This is a genomic window from Pigmentiphaga aceris (genome assembly GCF_008119665.1).
GTDB lineage: Bacteria > Pseudomonadota > Gammaproteobacteria > Burkholderiales > Burkholderiaceae_B > Pigmentiphaga > Pigmentiphaga aceris.
On record NZ_CP043046.1, the window covers coordinates 5492440 to 5509871 of the forward strand.

General features: G+C 60.8%; 18 protein-coding genes. 6 read left to right on the forward strand and 12 right to left on the reverse strand.

The genetic code is table 11. The features are described 5' to 3' along the window. Nucleotides 1-7 precede the first annotated feature (7 nt). From gspL to gspG, 6 genes are read right to left on the reverse strand one after another with little or no spacing between them, the layout of a single operon-like run. Nucleotides 8-1060, reverse strand: coding sequence for a type II secretion system protein GspL (gspL, locus tag FXN63_RS23600; RefSeq protein ID WP_148817959.1), 1053 nt, complete (start codon nt 1058-1060; stop codon nt 8-10). After that, nucleotides 1060-1992, reverse strand: a complete 933-nt coding sequence (gene gspK / locus FXN63_RS23605; protein WP_148817960.1) for a type II secretion system minor pseudopilin GspK — start codon at nt 1990-1992, stop codon at nt 1060-1062. The genes gspL and gspK overlap by 1 nt, the downstream gene beginning before the upstream one ends. Then, a complete protein-coding gene (locus FXN63_RS23610; protein WP_148817961.1) occupies nt 1989-2702 on the reverse strand; it encodes a PulJ/GspJ family protein in 714 nt (237 codons plus the stop codon). Before FXN63_RS23610 ends, gspK begins: the two co-directional genes overlap by 4 nt. Further along, nucleotides 2699-3103, reverse strand: coding sequence for a type II secretion system minor pseudopilin GspI (gene gspI, locus FXN63_RS23615; protein ID WP_246164956.1), 405 nt, complete (start codon nt 3101-3103; stop codon nt 2699-2701). Before gspI ends, FXN63_RS23610 begins: the two co-directional genes overlap by 4 nt. 29 nt (nt 3104-3132) lie before the next feature. Next, the gene (locus FXN63_RS23620) at nt 3133-3669 is read right to left on the reverse strand and encodes a prepilin-type N-terminal cleavage/methylation domain-containing protein (protein ID WP_222863961.1); all 537 of its coding nucleotides are present in this window, start codon (nt 3667-3669) and stop codon (nt 3133-3135) included. Nucleotides 3670-3679: 10 nt separating this feature from the next. Beyond that, a complete protein-coding gene (gene gspG, locus FXN63_RS23625; RefSeq protein ID WP_148817963.1) occupies nt 3680-4129 on the reverse strand; it encodes a type II secretion system major pseudopilin GspG in 450 nt (149 codons plus the stop codon). Between the two features lie 558 nt (nt 4130-4687). Between gspG and FXN63_RS23630 the strand changes: the two genes are divergently transcribed. The 3 genes from FXN63_RS23630 (at nt 4688) to FXN63_RS23640 (ending at nt 8375) form a co-directional block, all read left to right on the forward strand. Then, a complete protein-coding gene (locus FXN63_RS23630) occupies nt 4688-6664 on the forward strand; it encodes a gamma-glutamyltransferase family protein (RefSeq protein ID WP_148817964.1) in 1977 nt (658 codons plus the stop codon). 260 nt (nt 6665-6924) lie between these two features. After that, nucleotides 6925-7368, forward strand: coding sequence for a type II secretion system protein N (locus tag FXN63_RS23635; RefSeq protein WP_148817965.1), 444 nt, complete (start codon nt 6925-6927; stop codon nt 7366-7368). A gap of 269 nt (nt 7369-7637) precedes the next feature. Then, complete coding sequence (locus FXN63_RS23640; protein WP_148817966.1) at nt 7638-8375, forward strand: hypothetical protein; 738 nt, start codon at nt 7638-7640, stop codon at nt 8373-8375. A 39-nt stretch (nt 8376-8414) separates the two neighbouring features. Here the strand turns inward: FXN63_RS23640 and FXN63_RS23645 are convergent, their stop codons facing one another. After that, a complete protein-coding gene (locus FXN63_RS23645) occupies nt 8415-8885 on the reverse strand; it encodes an Lrp/AsnC family transcriptional regulator (RefSeq protein ID WP_187395008.1) in 471 nt (156 codons plus the stop codon). A 168-nt stretch (nt 8886-9053) separates the two neighbouring features. Here FXN63_RS23645 and FXN63_RS23650 point away from each other — a divergent pair, with 168 nt between their 5' ends. Further along, on the forward strand, nt 9054-10010 hold the full coding sequence (locus FXN63_RS23650) for a DMT family transporter (protein ID WP_246164957.1): 957 nt from the start codon (nt 9054-9056) through the stop codon (nt 10008-10010). A 132-nt stretch (nt 10011-10142) separates the two neighbouring features. On the opposite strand, the gene FXN63_RS23655 is transcribed toward FXN63_RS23650, so the two are convergent. Then, nucleotides 10143-11102 (reverse strand): NmrA/HSCARG family protein, encoded by a 960-nt coding sequence (locus FXN63_RS23655; protein WP_187395009.1) that lies wholly within the window; start codon nt 11100-11102, stop codon nt 10143-10145. Nucleotides 11103-11183: 81 nt separating this feature from the next. On the opposite strand from FXN63_RS23655, the gene FXN63_RS23660 reads away from it, so the two are divergent. Further along, complete coding sequence (locus FXN63_RS23660; RefSeq protein ID WP_148817968.1) at nt 11184-11861, forward strand: TetR/AcrR family transcriptional regulator; 678 nt, start codon at nt 11184-11186, stop codon at nt 11859-11861. 21 nt (nt 11862-11882) lie between these two features. Here FXN63_RS23660 and FXN63_RS23665 read toward each other — a convergent pair whose 3' ends face one another. Then, nucleotides 11883-12287, reverse strand: coding sequence for a winged helix-turn-helix transcriptional regulator (locus FXN63_RS23665; protein WP_148817969.1), 405 nt, complete (start codon nt 12285-12287; stop codon nt 11883-11885). Between the two features lie 84 nt (nt 12288-12371). Between FXN63_RS23665 and FXN63_RS23670 the strand changes: the two genes are divergently transcribed. Next, the gene (locus FXN63_RS23670; RefSeq protein ID WP_148817970.1) at nt 12372-13460 is read left to right on the forward strand and encodes an alkene reductase; all 1089 of its coding nucleotides are present in this window, start codon (nt 12372-12374) and stop codon (nt 13458-13460) included. A 130-nt stretch (nt 13461-13590) separates the two neighbouring features. On the opposite strand, the gene FXN63_RS27305 is transcribed toward FXN63_RS23670, so the two are convergent. The 3 genes from FXN63_RS27305 to FXN63_RS23685 form a co-directional block, all read right to left on the reverse strand. Further along, complete coding sequence (locus tag FXN63_RS27305) at nt 13591-14928, reverse strand: methyl-accepting chemotaxis protein (protein WP_148817971.1); 1338 nt, start codon at nt 14926-14928, stop codon at nt 13591-13593. A gap of 233 nt (nt 14929-15161) precedes the next feature. Continuing rightward, complete coding sequence (locus tag FXN63_RS23680; protein ID WP_187395010.1) at nt 15162-16352, reverse strand: NAD(P)/FAD-dependent oxidoreductase; 1191 nt, start codon at nt 16350-16352, stop codon at nt 15162-15164. A gap of 276 nt (nt 16353-16628) precedes the next feature. Further along, a complete protein-coding gene (locus FXN63_RS23685) occupies nt 16629-17414 on the reverse strand; it encodes a class II aldolase/adducin family protein (protein ID WP_148817973.1) in 786 nt (261 codons plus the stop codon). Between the last annotated feature and the right edge of the window lie 18 nt (nt 17415-17432).

A 17432-nucleotide genomic window follows, 5' to 3' on the forward strand; every position in this document is an offset into this window, starting at 1 on the left:
GTCTGACTCATTGTGAACGCCCCTGCCCCGCACCGGCCCTGACTTGCAGCCCGCCTTGTTCTGCACCTGCCGTGCCTCGACGCACCACCCAACCATCGTCTGCGGCGGCCGCCAACAAGCCGAAGGCAGCGGCTTGCCGCGCCAGACGCGCGGCGGGCGGAACCGTCAGGCCTGCGGCCGGGGTGATGCGCAATTCGCTGGTCGTGCCAGCCGTATAACGCAGGCGCAATATCTGATCGCCCGCGAAGTCGAAGGCCTGCGTTGCCGCCAAGCTGAGCGGCAGGAAATCGGACTCGGTCAGCGCACCTTGCGCCGCGCGCAAGGTATCGCGCCGCTGGGTGGCCTGACGCACCGGATCGACAATCACGGGGATGTCAGGAAAGGCGCTAGCCAACTGCCGCCGCATGTCGCTGCGCAGACGATCTGCTTCCGCGCTGCGCTGGGCGGCGTACACGTTCAGGCCGAGTATCCAGACGGCAGCGGCCACCCCGCTCCATGCCAGGGCACGCCGCCACGGCGCATGCCCGCCACCGCGCGGCCGCAAGGACGCATCGGCCAGTGACCAGCCCGGCGATGCAGCCTGCCAACGCGCATCTGTGGCATCACGCAGCGGTGACACGGTGTTGCCGGTTTCATCCAGACAGGCCAGCGGAATCCAGCCAACGACATCCAGTCGTGCATCCGCAAACAATTGCCACGCGCGCAGCAACTGCGCCCGATCGGTCCAGGCCACATCGACGCGGCCTGCTTCGTCACGCGGACCATGACCCACCGCCAGCGCGTCGGGATCACCCAGGACCATGGGTTCGACGGCACCACGCACCGCGGCGTCCAGACGCGGGCCGCGCAAGGGCGGCACGGTGACCGTGCCCTGCACGCTGTCGCCCGCATCCAGTACGGCTTCGATGCGCACGCCCGGCATGGCTGCTGCGATGGCGTCGAGCGCCAGCGCGCCGCTGCGCAGCACCGTGCGAGCGCGATCCAGCAGGACGAAGGGAAGGACCGTGTGAGGCCCCAGTTCACGCAGGGGCGGCAAGGCCACGCGCAGCAAATGTCGCATCAGAGTTCTCGTAGCCAGATCACGCGTGGGCTTTGCTGGTCTTGGCGGCGAAGCAGTGCTTGCACCCGTGCGTCTGCACGGGCAAGGCGCACGGTGCCGGTGACCAGAAACCATTCACTGCCCACGTCGAGGCTTGCATCGCCGGCCTCGGGCAGAGGCTGCGGCAGTCGGTTGATGAAATCAGCGCGATCGCGGAACCACTGTCCACGTTCACGCGCGGCGACCAGTTGTCGTGCCGTGCCGATGCCTAGGCCGGGCACCACGGCGTTCAGCACTTCAGGCGATGCCGTGTTGACATTGACGGTGGCGTTTTCGATGGGCAGCACTGACACATAGGGATGCAGCGCCTGGATCGCTTTGGCATCGATGCCGTCCACGCTGCGCAGGTCATCCAATGCAGCAAGGCCGGGCCGCCCGGGCAAGCCGACCACGGTCTGGCCGTCCATGCGGTACTGACCTTCGGCCACGCGTTTTGCAATGCGCGCCGCCAAGTCAGGCGGCAAGGACAGACCGGCACTCAGACGCTGCAAAGCCAGCACGCTGTTTTCGCGCACCTGCCCGCCAATCGCCAGCGTCGCAAGATTGAATTTGCCCTGTTCGTCTTCGACAAACCCGGAGAACCAGGCCTGCTGTGCGCTGCCGGCGCGGCTGACTTCCATGTCGGCAATCGGCGTTGCCCACAGTTGGTCACCACGCGTGGTGGCATGACGACGACCATCGGCGCGCAGAATCAGCCGCGCCCAGTCGATGCCTGCTATCAACAGCCAGCGCGCCTGTTCGCGGGACTGATCGTTTTCAATGCCGCGTGCAAGGGTAGCCTGGCGTTGGAACAGGCCTGCCGTGAGCACAGCGGCTACGGCCACCACCAACAAGGCAGCGATGACAGCCATGCCGCGTTGGCGTGAGGAGGCGGTCGACAGGTACGCGCTCATTCGAACACCATCACCTGCCGAAAGGTCTCGGGGCCGGTCGGACCATTGCGCACAATCGCCACCTCAAGCCCCGTTGCGGCCACCAGGCCGTCGGCGGCGGGCAAACCAACCCACCCACGCTGCGGCACCCACGCGCGCAGCGACAAACCCTGCACATCGGGCATCACCTCGGCAACCGGGTTGCGCGTGGGGTCGATGGCTCCATCCACGGAAGGCAACGGCAACACACTCGCCGCCAGCCCGATGCGCCGGCGCAGCACGCCGTTATCCACCGACCAGGCCACCCGTTGCCAGTTGCCCGGCTCACCCACCGCTGCGCGCACGATGCCAAATACCAGCGAACCATCGAGCCGTCGATCGACCGATATTGACGAAGGCAGCAAGGTCGTTGGCACGTTGGTGCCCGTGGGCACTGGCGGCATGGGCAAGACGCCAACGGGCGCGCGCAGCATCACGTCACGCGACAGTTGCCCGACGCTGCGCAACACCACTTCGGTATCGGCGGCAGAGGCATCGATTCTTTCGCCTGCCTTGCTGACGCTGTCCAGACCGCGCCAGGACAGGATCGCGACAATCGCCATCAACGAAATGGCAACCATCACTTCGATCAGCGTGAAGCCTGCTGCGGCACCAACGCGACTGCCCGCCCTGGTGCGCTTTAGCAGGGTCGGTCTGTCAGACAAGGCACGCTTGATGAACACCGGATTCATGGCAAGGCCGACACCAGGCCATTGACCTCGGCCAGCATTTCCGTCGGTCGCCCTGCGGGGCTTACGCGCACACTCACTTGCCGAAAACTGGGGTTGGGTGTGCTGGACACACGCTGTTCGCACTCCAGCATCAAGCGCCCTTGTGGACAAGGCGCGCGCACGCTGCCGATATCCGGAAACCGTTTTTCCAGACGCAGTTCCGCCAGCCGATTGCCTGCGCTCAGGGCGGCCAGCGACTTGTCGCGCAACAGACGATCGTTGAAAGACAGCATGCCGACTGCCCGCACCGATGCAGCCAGCGCAACGGCCACGATGGCCAGCGCCACCAGCACTTCGATCAAGGTGAAGCCTTGATCGCGAACCTTGTGAACAACACGAGCGTGACTCAGAGTCACACCCACGCTGGGCTGCGTCGCGGTGCATACCTGTGTCATTGCACGCTATAGCGCCCGGCCGCGTCGCGCACCACCAACACGCTGGCATTGCCGGCCACCAGACGCACCGTCAAGGGTGCCGCAATCCATTCCGCCGTGAACACCGGCGCGCCGCGCGGGGTGACATCGACCTGCACCGGAGCCTGCGCCCAGGTGCGTCCTTTCAGCAGCTCGTCGCCCTCGAAGGTGTCAGGTGGCAGCGCGGCCGCAGCGGCCTGCGTCACCGGCGAATTCGTCAACGGAATGGGCGCACGGCGCGCAAAGCGATAACCCGTGTCGTCATAGACCCAGGTAATGGGACGGCCATCGGCGCGAACTTCGTTTTGCGCAGCCAGAAAACGTTGCATCAGGCGTGAAGCATCCTGATGCAGCACCTGCTGTGGACCGGGTCCGCTCTGTATCGTGACAGCGGTCGCGGCGATGCCCACGATCACCAGCACCACCAGCAATTCGATGAGCGTGAAGCCGCGTGCGTCGTGACCTGCCGGTTGACGAACGCTTGCGAAAACGTTTGAGCCAACGTGCTGACGCAAGCCGCGGCGATCAGAGTTCCCAAGACCCGATATCGGCATCATTGTTCTCCCCGCCGGGCTGACCGTCGGCTCCGAACGAGAACACATCGATCTCGCCATGCACACCAGGATTCAGGTACTGATAGGGCGCGCCCCAGGGATCGGTCGGCAGGCGTTCCAGCGACTGACGCCAGTTGGCGGGCGGCGGGTTACCAGCAGGCCGTTCGATCAGGGCACGCAGTCCTTGCGTACTGGTTGGATAACGGCCGTTGTCCAGCCGGTACAGACGCAGCGCCTGCATCACGCCAGCGATATCCTGACGCGCAGCGATCACCCGAGCCTGATCCGGCCGGTCGAGCACACGCGGCACAACCATGACGGCCAGAATGCCCAGGATCACCACCACCACCATCAGCTCGATTAACGTAAAACCACGTTGACGTGACGTGCTGAGTCGAGAGCGGATGTACAAGCGACGCAAGGAAAGACCCCTATTTCATGTGTGTGAGCGCAAGGATCGTAACTATAAGACAAGACATATTGATGACAAACCATCGACATGGATCTGTCATTCGTGGATGAACTTGCGGTCGGTCCGGGGTCCAGGGGCAAGTACGCCATGCACATCAGTGGTCAGGCGCAATTCGGTGCTTCGAATGGATCTGCGCTGCGCAATGGCAAGCGGATGATAATACTGAAAATTAATACCCGAGTTTTTTCATATTGATATCAAGCAGATATTCACAATCCAATTATTAATATCAAAACCACAAATATCAAACCAGCCATTGCATTTGATATTTTAAATTTCTTTCTCAATATCTTTGAACCTGCACCTTGGCTCAGCAGGCGGTTTCCACCCCTGGGACCTGAGCCGCTCTCCTGTTACATCGCACAGGTGTAGCGCATGTAAGCATTGGGAAAAATATTTCCCCTGGGTATAATTATTCAGCAAAAAAAGACCGACCGTCGCGTCTGAGCCGTGACCTGCCTTCCCCTTGGCGGCTCATGGCTTCAATCCATTGGAGACCATCTTCGGATGAAAAAAACAATACACAAATCTTTGTATGTCGCACTGCCTGTCAGCGCGGTGTTGGCACTGGCTGCCTGCGGTGGTGGTGGCGACGGAGACGGTGAAGCCAAAGTCGATCTGCTGGTCGACAGCAATCCGAACAGCTGCGCCAGTCTTGGCAGCAATGGTTCGGCCATCACCGTTGGCTCGGGCATGGCCGGCGACCCTGCCGCACCAGAGCCAGCGTCGGGCTACACCCTCGGCCGTACCGCCAAACACTCGAACAGCTACATGGTCGTCGCCAACACCCCACTGGCGACCAAAGCAGGCTGCGACATCCTGAAGGCAGGCGGCACCGCTGCCGATGCGGCCGTTGCCGTGCAAGCCGTGCTGGGACTGGTCGAACCGCAGTCCAGCACCATCGCCGGCAGCGCCTTCATGCTGTACTACGACGCCGCTACCAAGAAAATCACGGCCTACGACGGTCGTGAAAAAGCACCGGCAGCCGCCACCGCCTATTACCTGATGCGCCAGGACCAGGCAGACGCCAGCTCCCCCGCCCCCGTCCCGAATGCGCGCCGCAGCGGTCGCTCCATCGGTGTCCCGGGCGTGATGCGCATGCTGGAAACCGCACAAAGCGAACACGGCAAGCTCAAATGGGACAAGCTGTTCGACAACGGCATTTCGTTGGCCTCCAACGGCTTCCTGGTGCCGGCCCGCATGGGCGCGGCACTCCAAGGCTCACGAACCAGCCTTGCGTTGGATGCCAATGCCGTGGCGCTCTACTTCAAGGCCGACGGCAGCACCTATGCGGCTGGCGAGAGCATGAAGAACCAGCCCTATGCGGACACGCTCAAAGCGCTGGCTGCACAAGGTGCCAACGCACTTCACACCGGTCCGATCGCACAGGCCATCGTCAACAAGGTCGCGCAAAGCGTGGGCGACGACGCAGCCAAGACGCCGATCACCCCCGGCGTGATGACGCTGAAAGACCTGGCTGACTACAAACCGGTCAAGCGAGATCCGGCCTGCGTCACCTACCGCGCCTACTACGTCTGCTCGATGGCACCGCCGTCGTCGGGTGGCATCGCCATTGCGCAGTCGCTCGGCATCCTGGAGAACTTCCAGCTGTCGCTGTACCCGCCGCTCAATCCCACCAACGAAGGCGGTGTGCCCAGCACCATGGGCGTGCACCTGGTGTCAGAAGCCGAACGCCTGGCCTATGCCGACCGCGACAAGTACGTAGCCGACACCGACTACATCCCGCTGCCGGGCAATGGCTTGTCCACCATGCTCGACAAGGCCTACCTGCGCAACCGCGCAGCGCTGATCGACCAGACCAAGAGCATGGGCACGGCGCAGGCCGGCAATCTGGGTGATGTCCCGCTGGGCATCGACACGACGAAGGAGAATGGCACGACGCAATTCACCATCGTTGATGCCTACGGCAACGTGGCGACCATCACCTCTACCGTCGAAGCAAGCCTGGGTTCGTATCACATGACCAACGGCTTCCTGCTGAGCAACCAGTTGACCGACTTCTCGGCCAACCCGCGTGATGCGGCAGGCAACCTCGTGGCCAACCGTGTGGCACCCGGCAAGCGCCCGCGCAGCACCATGGCACCTACCATGGTGTTCCGTGGCACGGCACCCGGCGACTTCGTCATGGCCACCGGCTCGCCTGGCGGCGGCGTCATCATCCAGTACGTGCTGAAGACCGTGGTCGGCGCACTCGACTGGAACCTGGATGCCCAGCAAGCGACATCGCTGGTGAACTTCGGTGCCAGCAACAGTGCAACCACCAACGTGGACGGAGCCAACACCACGCTCGACACCTCGGCGCTGGTCGCAGGTCTGCGCAGCATGGGCCACACGGTCTCGACCGGGGCACAGTCCAGCGGCGTAGCCACCATCATGCGTGTTCAGAAGGATGGCAAGTTCGTGCTGCAAGGCGGCGTGGACCCGCGTCGCGAAGGTATCGTTCTGGGCGACGGTGCCATGTAATGCAATAGGTGCCATACGGGGCCGCTGCCCCGCATGGCAAACAAGCGGCCAGGGCCAGAGCAACACCGGCCCCGGCCCCTTGATCCGCTTACTGAGCGCTGCTGTTCAACAGCGTGAGCGCAGTGCAAATCGGGGTGCCTTTTTCAGGCACCCCTTTTTGTTGAATACGGGGCAGACCAAAAAGCGGTTGTCGGCATGCACTGTCATCTTCGTGACGATATAGCCATGATTTAATGAAACACAGCATCCCGGTTCCACCCATGTCTTTAAGCCTTCCCATCCGCCTAGAACCCTCAGTACGCTACCTTGCGTTGGCAGCACTTGCCGGCGGCGTTGGCTTATGGACGGCATTGCTGTTTGCACCGTTGCCCGGGCCTATTCCACCCGCAACGAGTCGCGCGGTACAGACCAGACTCGACACCGCCCCGCTGGCCGCCTGGTTCGGCACCCCGCCCACCGGCCGTGCCCCCCTGCGCGTCGCAGTGTCCGGCATCATCGCCACCGGCAGCCGTGGCGTGGCGGTGTTGTCTTTTGACGGCGGGCCTGCTCAAGCCTGGCGTGTCGGCCAGACAATCAAAGACGGACTGAGCGTGCGCACGGTAGCCGCCGAAGAAGTGGTGCTGGACTATCAGGGCGACACAGTACGCGTCGCGTTGCCACGCCCAAGCCCACCAGCCGGTACAGGGATTTTGCTTCGGCCTTGAGGTGTGAAGCTGAAGTGACAACCCAGCAGGATCATCCAGCTGAGCTCGATCCCAAGCCTTATGCGCCAAGCGCTTCGACCCGTGCACGGCATCAAACACGCAGTCTGTATTAGCCCTCACATCGCCTGAGCTTTCACGGTGTTAAGGTGCGCGCCTGCGCATGCTCTCGCTTGCCAAGCATCATCTTTGGCGCAATCGCTACCTGCCCACGCCAGCTTGGCCGGCCTTGTCGCATCCAAACACTTCCTATCTGGAGACGTTCCCCAGGAATGGCAAACTCGCGCCCGCTCCCAACTCACCCAGTGTTCGTCATCCTTCTCGCGTGCGCCATTTACGGCGCCTGCGTGGTGTTTCTTTATCACTTGCCAAGAAAAGAAGTCCCGGTTCGTGAATCCATAAGGGTGGACGGAACCGTGATCAATGTGATCCACGAGTCCAGAAGCGTGCGCAATTCGCATCCCGACTCTGTCCTTGCCATTCATGGGACAGATGGAAAACAGTACAAAGTGCTCGTGCCAGCTGGGGTCGACATGATGTTCAGAGAATGGGAAAAAACGAGCGTTGGAGATCAAGTCTCCATCGCGTATGAACCACCTCAACGACACAATGCCCTGCCCGAGTTATTGGCCATGCGAACTGACCGGTTCTATATTGACCGGGAAATGCTCCGCGATCGGGTGCGCGCAGAAGACCAGTTCAAGTATGACCTCGGTCGCATCGCATTGGCGATCTCGCTGCCATGGATGGGTATCTGGGGATGGCTGCGACACCGACGCAACAAGTTGGAACGTGGTCAACCACAAGCCCAATCTGACCGCCGAGATGAAGCACCTCCCGCACAAATCCCAATCCAGGCAGAAATAAAAAGAACGAAAATCTATCGATATATTTTGGCCGCAATCATTCTTCCACTCAATCTGTACGGCCTGTGGACAATGAATGCCAACACCTTGCCGATCACCGCTATCTGCTTGGTGTTATTCATGCGGACGATGAAAAAGGGTTGAGCGTCAAAACGAAATGATCGTGGCGGCTCCGGACAGCACTCAAGGCACCGCCGACGCCACCCGCTTCAAACACCGCAACGCAAAAGTAGACCGGCTGTGCCGCAGCCCGGGCAGCTTGTATAGCTTGCGACGCAGGAAGTCTTCGTAGCCTTCCGTGCCGGCAACCGCCACCTTGATCAGATAGTCGTACTCGCCTGTCACCAGATAGGCCTCCAGCACCTCGGGCAGCACCGCAATCGCACGGCCGAAGCGGTCCAGGGCTTCATCGTCGTGGTGATCCAGCGTCACCTCGATGATCACCGTATCCGGCACGCCAATCGCCTTGTGGTTGAGCAAGGCGGCGTAGCCTTCGATCACACCACGTTCTTCCAGCGCCCGCACCCGGTTCCAGCAAGGCGTGGCCGACAGGCCAACTTTCTCTGCCAGCTTGAGGTTGCTGAGCCGTCCATCCGAGCGCAATTCGCGCAGGATTTTCCGGTCGATGTCGTCCAACTCCAACTGCGTACTCATGCCCAATCGCCCTGAAAGTAGATAATTTTTCACCTCAACCACCAAACAGGATTTTATTCTTCAAACACCCGGTTTGTGCAGTGCAATATGGGAAGATATTTCTGCGGCCATAGGTAGAGTGATCAGGTAACGGCGCACTCGCGTCATATCTAATTTTCTGTGTGCAGCATGGCTTCTTCCCAAGCCCTTTCCGCCCGCTCTGCCCTTCCTCGCTGGGTGCTTATCGCCATGATCCTGGGCGCGCCTGCGCTGTTTGCCGCCAACATGGTGGCGGGCCGCTGGGCGCACGATGCCGGGTTGCCGCCGGTGTTCCTGGCCTTTGGTCGCTGGGCAACGGCGTTGTTGCTGCTGGCCCCTTTCATTGCCCGACGTGTCTGGCAGCAACGCCATCTGCTGCTCGCCGCCGCGCCGCAGTTGCTGGCGCTGGCAGCACTTGGCATGGGGGTCGCCGTAGCCCCGCAGTACATTGGTGCGCAGACCACCTCGGCCACCAACATCGGCCTGATTTTCTCGATCTCACCGATGCTGGTGTTGGCGCTGGAAGCTGGTGTGTGGGGCGTGAAGATGAACCGCCGTCAGGCTGCTGGCCTGATGCTGGCGTTGTCAGGCGTGCTGATCGTGCTGACGCGGGGCGATTTCAACGCCTTGCTGGGCCTGTCGTTTGGCAAGGGTGATCTGTGGGTTTTGCTGGCCGCGTGCGGCTGGGCCTTGTATACCGTGTTGCTCAAACACAGTCGTTTGCCAGACTTGGACCAGGGCGTGCGCCTGGGTGCGCTGATGTTGGGCGGTGTGCTGGTGCTGGCCCCGTTTGCAGGTGTCGAGGCGATGATCGACGGCCTGCCCGCCTTTGGCGACCCGCGTCTGGCGCTGACCTTGGGGTTCCTGGCGCTGGTGCCCAGCCTGGGGGCTTACATGGTCTTCGGCAAACTGGTGTCAGAGGCCGGTCCAGCGGTGGCGGGCACCAGCATGTTCCTGGTGCCGCTGTATGCCGCATTGCTGGCATGGCCTTTGTTGGGTGAACTGCCACACCTGTATCACCTGGCCGGCATGCTGCTGATTCTGCCTGGCATGCACTTAGCAAACATGCGCGCACCGCGACGCGTGACGGGGTTGGTTGCGGGTTGATTGCAAAGGACGGCATGCTGGACGCAACAAGTTCGCAGCAGGTGAATCAGAATCGATAAGCCGTAATCAGCAAGTCGAGGCCCGTAAGAATCAGGATGTATCCCCATACTGTGTGGCCCAGACCTTGAATGCTCAACGTCCAGGCTCAGCTGAGTCGACTTTCTCACCGATTACGGCCTTGAGAGCCTCACTGTGTGCATCAACCCATTGCTCAAATGACGTCAGTGGAATACCCCAGCTTTTTGCTGCGTGGATGTCCACTTTGTACCCTTCCACGTTATCCCAGACTTGACTGGACACCAGACCCGCACTGTTTCCTTGCGCTCTCGCCATTTCTTCCGTCAGCGATTGTGCCAATACCTGGCGTCCGGTTCCGATGCTGAGTGTTGATGCAACTTCTTCCATCGTTAAGGACGCCGCAGCGAGATCGATACACTGGCCATTGAAACGTGCGGGATCGCGAAACGCAGCAACTGCGAATGATGCGATGTCATTGGCGGCAATCATGTCGAGCCGGGTATCGGGAAGGATGGCCGTTGCGATCTTTCCTTGTGCAAGCGTGGGGTACATGCCGTGCACTTTAGGTGGCAAGAAGTTCTCCATGATCATGGCGGGTTTCAAAATGACCCAGTGCTGAAGGCCGCGTTCAGCAATCGCGCTATTGACCTCAGACTTGCTCTCCCAGTAGCGCTTCCACCAACGACCGGCATCCCAGCCGACAAAGTTCGTCTGGTCGCCAGCCCTTGCAACGGAGCTATGGACAAACGTCCTGACATCGGCTCTGTACGCGGCCTCAAGCAGCCGAAGCCCAGTGCGTACCTCACGATCCTGATCGTCTGGATGCGGAGGCATTTGCACTGAATAGACACCCTGAACCTTGTCCATCGCCGCTTCAAGACTTTGAACATCGTCAAAATCCCCTTCGACCAACTCGACACCCAAGCTCGCGAGTGCTTGCGCCTGCGCGGTGCGAGGATCACGGACGAGAGCTTTCACCGAAAACTTGGCACGCACGAGCGCCCTTGCCACCGCTCCGCCCTGCGTCCCAGTTGCTCCCGTCACAAGAATCGATTCAGAGGGGGTATCAGTCATCGCAACTCCGATAGCAAGGTAAAATTCGATACTACACCGTTTCGAAACCATGTGGTTTCGCAATAGATATGGAGCCGAACAATGACCACCGAAGTGCGTGTGGAAGAGGGGCAGACTGCGGGCCCCCTGTACCGTAAAGCTGCGGCCGCACGGGGCCGTCAGCAGGATGTCGGTCGTGACGATCTCATCATTGCTGCGACGCTCGCCCTGCTTGGCGAGCGTGGGTACGACGCGCTGACGATGTCAGAGGTAGCCGTTCGTGCCGGGGTATCCAAAGCGACCCTCTATCGCCGCTGGACTGCCAAGCCTGAACTGGTGGCGGACGCCGTCTCGACCATCGGGTTCGCGGCTGCACCAGCCTATCCGGGCACATCCGCAAGAGATGATTTGTTGGCGCTGCTAATGCATGCAAGTGCATGCGCTGATCGGCCCCACCTGTTGAAGGTCGCAATAGAAGCCGCCAAGTCCTCACTGGCGCTGGGTGCGATCTTGCGGGCACGGTTTGTCGCGTTTATCCGGCGCGAATTGGAGGGGATCGCCCAACGAGCCCTTGAGGAAGGCTCCCTGCCACTCACTGAACCCGAACTGGCGGCGTTGACAGATACAACCGTTGCATTGTTGATCTACCTGTCGGACAGCCCTGATCGCCCCGGAGAAGGGGGGCGATTGGAGAATCTTGTGGATAACGTCCTATTAGTCTTAATTGCTAAAAAAGAAGCGTGTCTGGTAGCCGCTGACCAATCGGGCTCATCCATTTGAATTGCGGCACAGCTGATCAGGTCAGGCGGGAACACGCAAGGGGGGTTGAGCGGAGATTCCGTCATTACCGTCTGACTGAATCATGTTCTTCTCGGCCCACTCCACCATGGCTCGCATCACCGGCAGCATGTCCCGGCCTGCCAACGTGAGGCTGTAAGTGACATAGGGCGGCACGACCGGTCTGGCTTCGCGCGTCAGCAGACCATCAGCCTCCAGTTGTTTGAGCTGCTGAATGAATACTTTCTCAGTAATGCCAGGCATGCGCCTGCGAAGTTCGCTATAGCGCATGTCGCCAAACGACAGCTCGTAGATGATGACCGGCTTCCAATACCCACCAATGCGCTCCATCACATACGTAACGGGACAGACCTCAAGCACAGACTTCTTGTTTTTCTGGACAGTGGAGCGTTCTTTGATGGCAGTCATATCACACACTCTGGGGTAGGTACTTCCAAAAAGGGAAGTGTAAACCTAGAGTCATGGCTTGACTCACGCCAAGAATTGAACGCCATGAGCGCTTCCATGCTTTTCACGCCCTTCCAAGTCGGTGCCCTGACGCTTCCCAACCGCATCATCATGGCACCGATGACGCGCAGTCGCGCCCAGCGCCCTGGCAATGTACCGACCCCGTCCACTGCGATCTACTACGCGCAGCGAGCCACCGCAGGTCTGATCATCAGCGAAGGCTCCCAAATTTCCGCCCAGGCAGTGGGCTACATTGACACGCCCGGTATCCACTCGGCCGAGCAGGTGGCAGGCTGGAAGCTGGTCACTGAAGCGGTTCATGCTGCCGGCGGCCGCATCTTCCTTCAGCTATGGCACGTGGGAGCCATCTCACATCCGTACTTTCACAACGGAGCCCTGCCGGTGGCACCTTCCGCCGTGAAGCCCACGGCCACCGCCTTCACGGGCAACGGCATGGAAGAGGTGCCTACGCCTCGCGCCCTCGACACCCACGAGGTGAAAGCCATCGTGGAGGACTTCCGCCAAGCAGCCAAGAATGCTCAAGCCGCTGGCTTCGACGGCGTTGAAGTCCACGGTGCCAACGGCTTCCTCATCGACCAGTTCCTGCAAAGCGGCACGAACCTGCGTACAGACGAATACGGCGGCAGCCTTGAGAATCGCGCCCGCTTTGCACTTGAAGTGGTGCAGGCCGCAGTAGATGTGTTTGGAGCCGACCGCGTGGGCTACAAGATGTCCCCGAGTGCGAACCTGGGCGGAATCTCAGATGCGGACCCACTGGCTACCTTCAGCTATCTGACTGGGCAGCTTGAACGCTTCGGGCTGGCGTACCTGCATGTGATGGAGGCGCTGCCTGGCCATTTCATGGCCCCTAAAGAAAGCAAGGGGCCGATAGCGCCCGCTCTGCGCAAGATCTTCACCGGCCCATTTATCCTTAATGGGGGCTACACCAAAGAAGTAGCAGAACGCGCATTAAGTTTGCATGAAGCAAACCTCATTTCATTCGGCGTGCCGTTCATCGCAAACCCGGATCTGGTGGCGCGCTACCGGACCGATACCCCGCTCAGCCAGGCAGATCCCAGCACGTTCTACGGTGGTACGGATAAAGGCTACGTGGACTACCCGTCATCTGAATAACCAGCGTGCAGAAAGCTGACGTGTGCTGCAAGCCCTGAAGGCTGATGACTTGATGGGAGGTCGTTACGCACCACGGGAACCAGACGCTGCGTGCTGAACCCCCATCATCGCAGCGCCATGCTTCCCATATTCACACCAGCGCCGCCACCGGTGCAGGCATCGCCGCTGCGTACTTGCCAATCGCCGACAAGACCGCCTGCGCTTCGTCCTTGATGCGCAGCACTTTGTCCCGCGCATCCTGCGTCAAGGACACGCTGTGGCGAGCGTCCTGCAAAATATCTTCGATGTGCTTGACCGCGTCCTGCGTCAGTTGCTGGGTGTCTTTCACCACCCGGGCAATCTCGCTGGTCGATGAACTGGTGCGCTCTGCCAGGTTGCGTACTTCATCGGCCACCACCGCAAAGCCCCGGCCGTGCTCCCCTGCGCGCGCCGCTTCGATCGCTGCATTCAAGGCCAGCAGATTGGTACGATCGGCAATGGCGCGAATGGTCTGCACGATTGCCGTGATGCGTGCCGAGTTCGCCCCCAGGGTCTGGATGTTCACGCTGGCTTCTTCGATGCGTTCGGCCATGTGCCGGATCTCGTCGGCAGTCTGGTTGATGCTGCTGACGCCATCGGCGTACAGGGATTCCGATTCCTGCGAGGTCTGGTAGGCCAGCTTGGCGCTTTCGGCGTTCTGCGCCTCCTGGATCACCTGATTGCTGACGTCGTAGGCGAACTTGATCACCGACACCACGCGCCCGGAACAATCCAGCACCGGGTTGTAGCTGGCCTGCAGCCAGCACGTGGAACCATCGCTGCGAATGCGCTGGATGCGCCCGGAATAGAACTCGCCTTGCTTCAGCTGTTGCCACAAGGTGGCGTATTCAGGGCTGCGGGCATAGGCCTCGTTGCAGAAGATACGGTGATGGGCACCCACCACCTGTTCAAGCGAATAACCGGTAGCCGCCAGGAAGTTTTCGTTCGCATCCACAATCACGCCGTCGGCCGTGAATTCGATCACGGCCATCGACCGGGTAATTGCCGACAGACGTGCCTTGGTGGCTGCTTCAGCCTTCACACGCGCCGTAATATCGGTGGCAAACTTGATCACGCCAACCACGTTACCCGCAGCATCAAGCAAGGGGTTGTAGGTGGCTTCAAGCCACAGGTAGCTGCCGTCGCGTGTCACGCGGCGCACACGGCCAGCATAGAACTCACCCCGGCGCAGTGCAGCCCAGAACTCGGTGTACTCGGCGCTGGCCGCATAGTCCTTGTCGCAGAATTCATGATGGCGCTTGCCGATCAAGTCGTCGCCATGCTCGTAACCCAAGGCATGCGCCACGTTCTCGTTGGCGGCCGTGACGCAACCGGTCAGATCGAATTCAATCACCGCTGTAGAGCGATCCAGCGCAGTACGAACCGCGTGTTGGCGTTGAACCTTGACCTGCAGATCTTCGATCTTGCGCTTGCCCGTATTTCCGAACATAGAGTCCCCTGACCACTTGAGCGCGATGCGCACGTTGCTGGCGACATCGCAGCAACGCGCTATCCCCGACACGAGGATTCATGCGCGTGAAAACAAGTCTAAGTCGGGGTTCGGGCAGGGAGTCTGACGTGTTCTGACAATGCGTTGCGGCCATGTTGCGCTGCGTTGCAACGATGCCGAAAGGCCATGCATCACGGGTCGAAAGACCCGTGAAAAAACCTGGGATTCGCCCGTCAGGGCAACACGGGAAACACGGTTCGCGTCGTCTTGTCGAGCGTCAGGAACGGGACTGTCGGTGCCATGCTCTGCGTCACCAAGCCGGCATCGAGCACGGCATCGCCAACCGTTACTTCCTGCGTGTCGGACAAGCTTCTGTCAACGATCCAGGGGGCCAGGCGCATGGCATGCGCTGCTGCCAGCGTCACACTGCTTTCACCGGTGACCACGTACGCACCCGGGCAACGCTGCGATGCCTGCCATACCGGTGACCCGTCCGGTGCGCCGATTCTGGGGGCCTGCCAGCTGTGGGTCAGATGTACGCGTCCCAGGTGCGGGAAGGTGCGCAAGCCTTGCAGCACCATCTCACCCATCGAATCCAGCGATGCACCCGCCAAGCCGGCATCTTCCACCGCATCACCAAAGCAGATGCTGCCGTCATTGAATTGGCGCACCGTGTTGGTCGGATAAGGCAGGAACGGCGCAATCGGCTGGCTCAGCAGCACGCGACCGCCACGCTGCCGGAACACAGGCATCAACATGCCGACATGGGCGGCCAGGCGTCGATTGTCCAGCCCGGCGGCCAGCACGATCTTGCGCGCCCGCCACACACTGGTGGCCGTGCGAAGTTGGAAAGTACCCTGCAGATGACGGATCGACCCCACGTGCTGATCCTGGTGAATCACCACGCCACGCTGCTGGCAGCAGATACGCAATGCGCGCAACAGTTCAGCAGGGTCGACCTGGCCATCCATGGCCGTGAAGCTCGCACCCACGACCTCGGGTCCGATCTCGGGCAGTCGAGCCTTCAGCGATTGCCGGTCCAGCATCTCGAACGGATAGTCGCCATCCACGCTGTCTTGCAGCGCTTGCATCAGCTGGCCGCGACGTTGCAGGTCTTCGTCGGAAAAACAGAAGAAAAATCCGCCGGGCTGCTGCAACAGCGGCCCAATCCCGGCCTCATCACACAATGCGCGATCAAAGCGCGACCACTGTCTGACCGATTCACGGCGCCAGCGTGCCTGTGCAGGCCCGCCCGCTGCTTTGCCCTGAACCCAGATCAGCGAAGAATTGCTGTGCGACGGGTCTGCCTCCAGCTCGCTTTCGTCGAGCACGGCAACCTGTGCACCCTGGCGAGCAGCGCCATAGGCAATGGACAGCCCTACGATGCCACCACCAACCACCAGTATGTCCGGAACGTTCGGCATATCGCTCATCCGGCAACACCACCTGTACGACCGCTGTCGACACGATGGCTTGGTTGTTCAATGCCCCGATCTTGGGCGTCGCGGGAATGTCGGTCAACCGACAAAATCTGACGACGCAGCCATAAAGATGGGAAGCAGATCATCCGCCAAGCCCCTGCCCCTCTGGCACGCGAAATACATGAAGTTTCAATAAAACGCAGACCGCGCGAGTGTGACAGAACCGTTGTCACCCTTGCCGTGGCACCACACTGACGAGTAGACAAGCGTTCGCCCCTTTCAAGACCGGTAATCGTTGTCGGACGATTCGATCAACTGCAAGGCGGCCTTCCAGGCCATCTGCATGATCTCGGGCGATTCTTCGCGGTTGAACTGCGAGGCCGTCAATTGGCGAACCGCTTCCGAGGGCAAGCGCAGCTTCACGCCACCTGACAGTGCCTGAACCTGCGCCTGGCAGGCACGTTCAAGAAAATAGATTTCGTGGAAAGCCTCGGCCACATTGCCGCCCCCCACGAGCAGGCCATGATTGCGCAGGATCATCGCCTTGTGCGGCCCCAGGTCATTGACCAGCCGGACCTTCTCGGCCGGGTTCAGCGCAATGCCTTCGTAGTCGTGATAGCCCAGTTTGCCGTAGAACTTCAGCGCGTGCTGGCTGATCGGCATCAGGCCATCTTCCATCGCCGACACGGCGATGCCGGCAGCGGTATGGGTATGGATCACGAAACTCAGGTCCGGGCGCGCCATGTGCACGGCGGAATGAATCGTGAACCCCGCCGCGTTGACCCGAAAGCGCGACGGATCGGACTCTGCACGCGGGTCGATGACCTTGCCCACATGATCGATCTTCACCAGGTCCGACGCCCGCATCTTCTCGAACAGCACGCCGTAGCGATTGATCAGGAAGGTGGGATGCTCGCCCGGCAGCTTGGCCGTGATGTGCGTGTCGATCAGATCGGTCATGCGGAAATGCGCGATCAGGCGATACAGTGCCGCCAGTTCGATGCGAATACGCGCCTCGTCGGCCGACATGTCGGTTGCGGGCGAAGGGGAAGTCGGGGATGACATGGTCGCTCTGAAAACCAG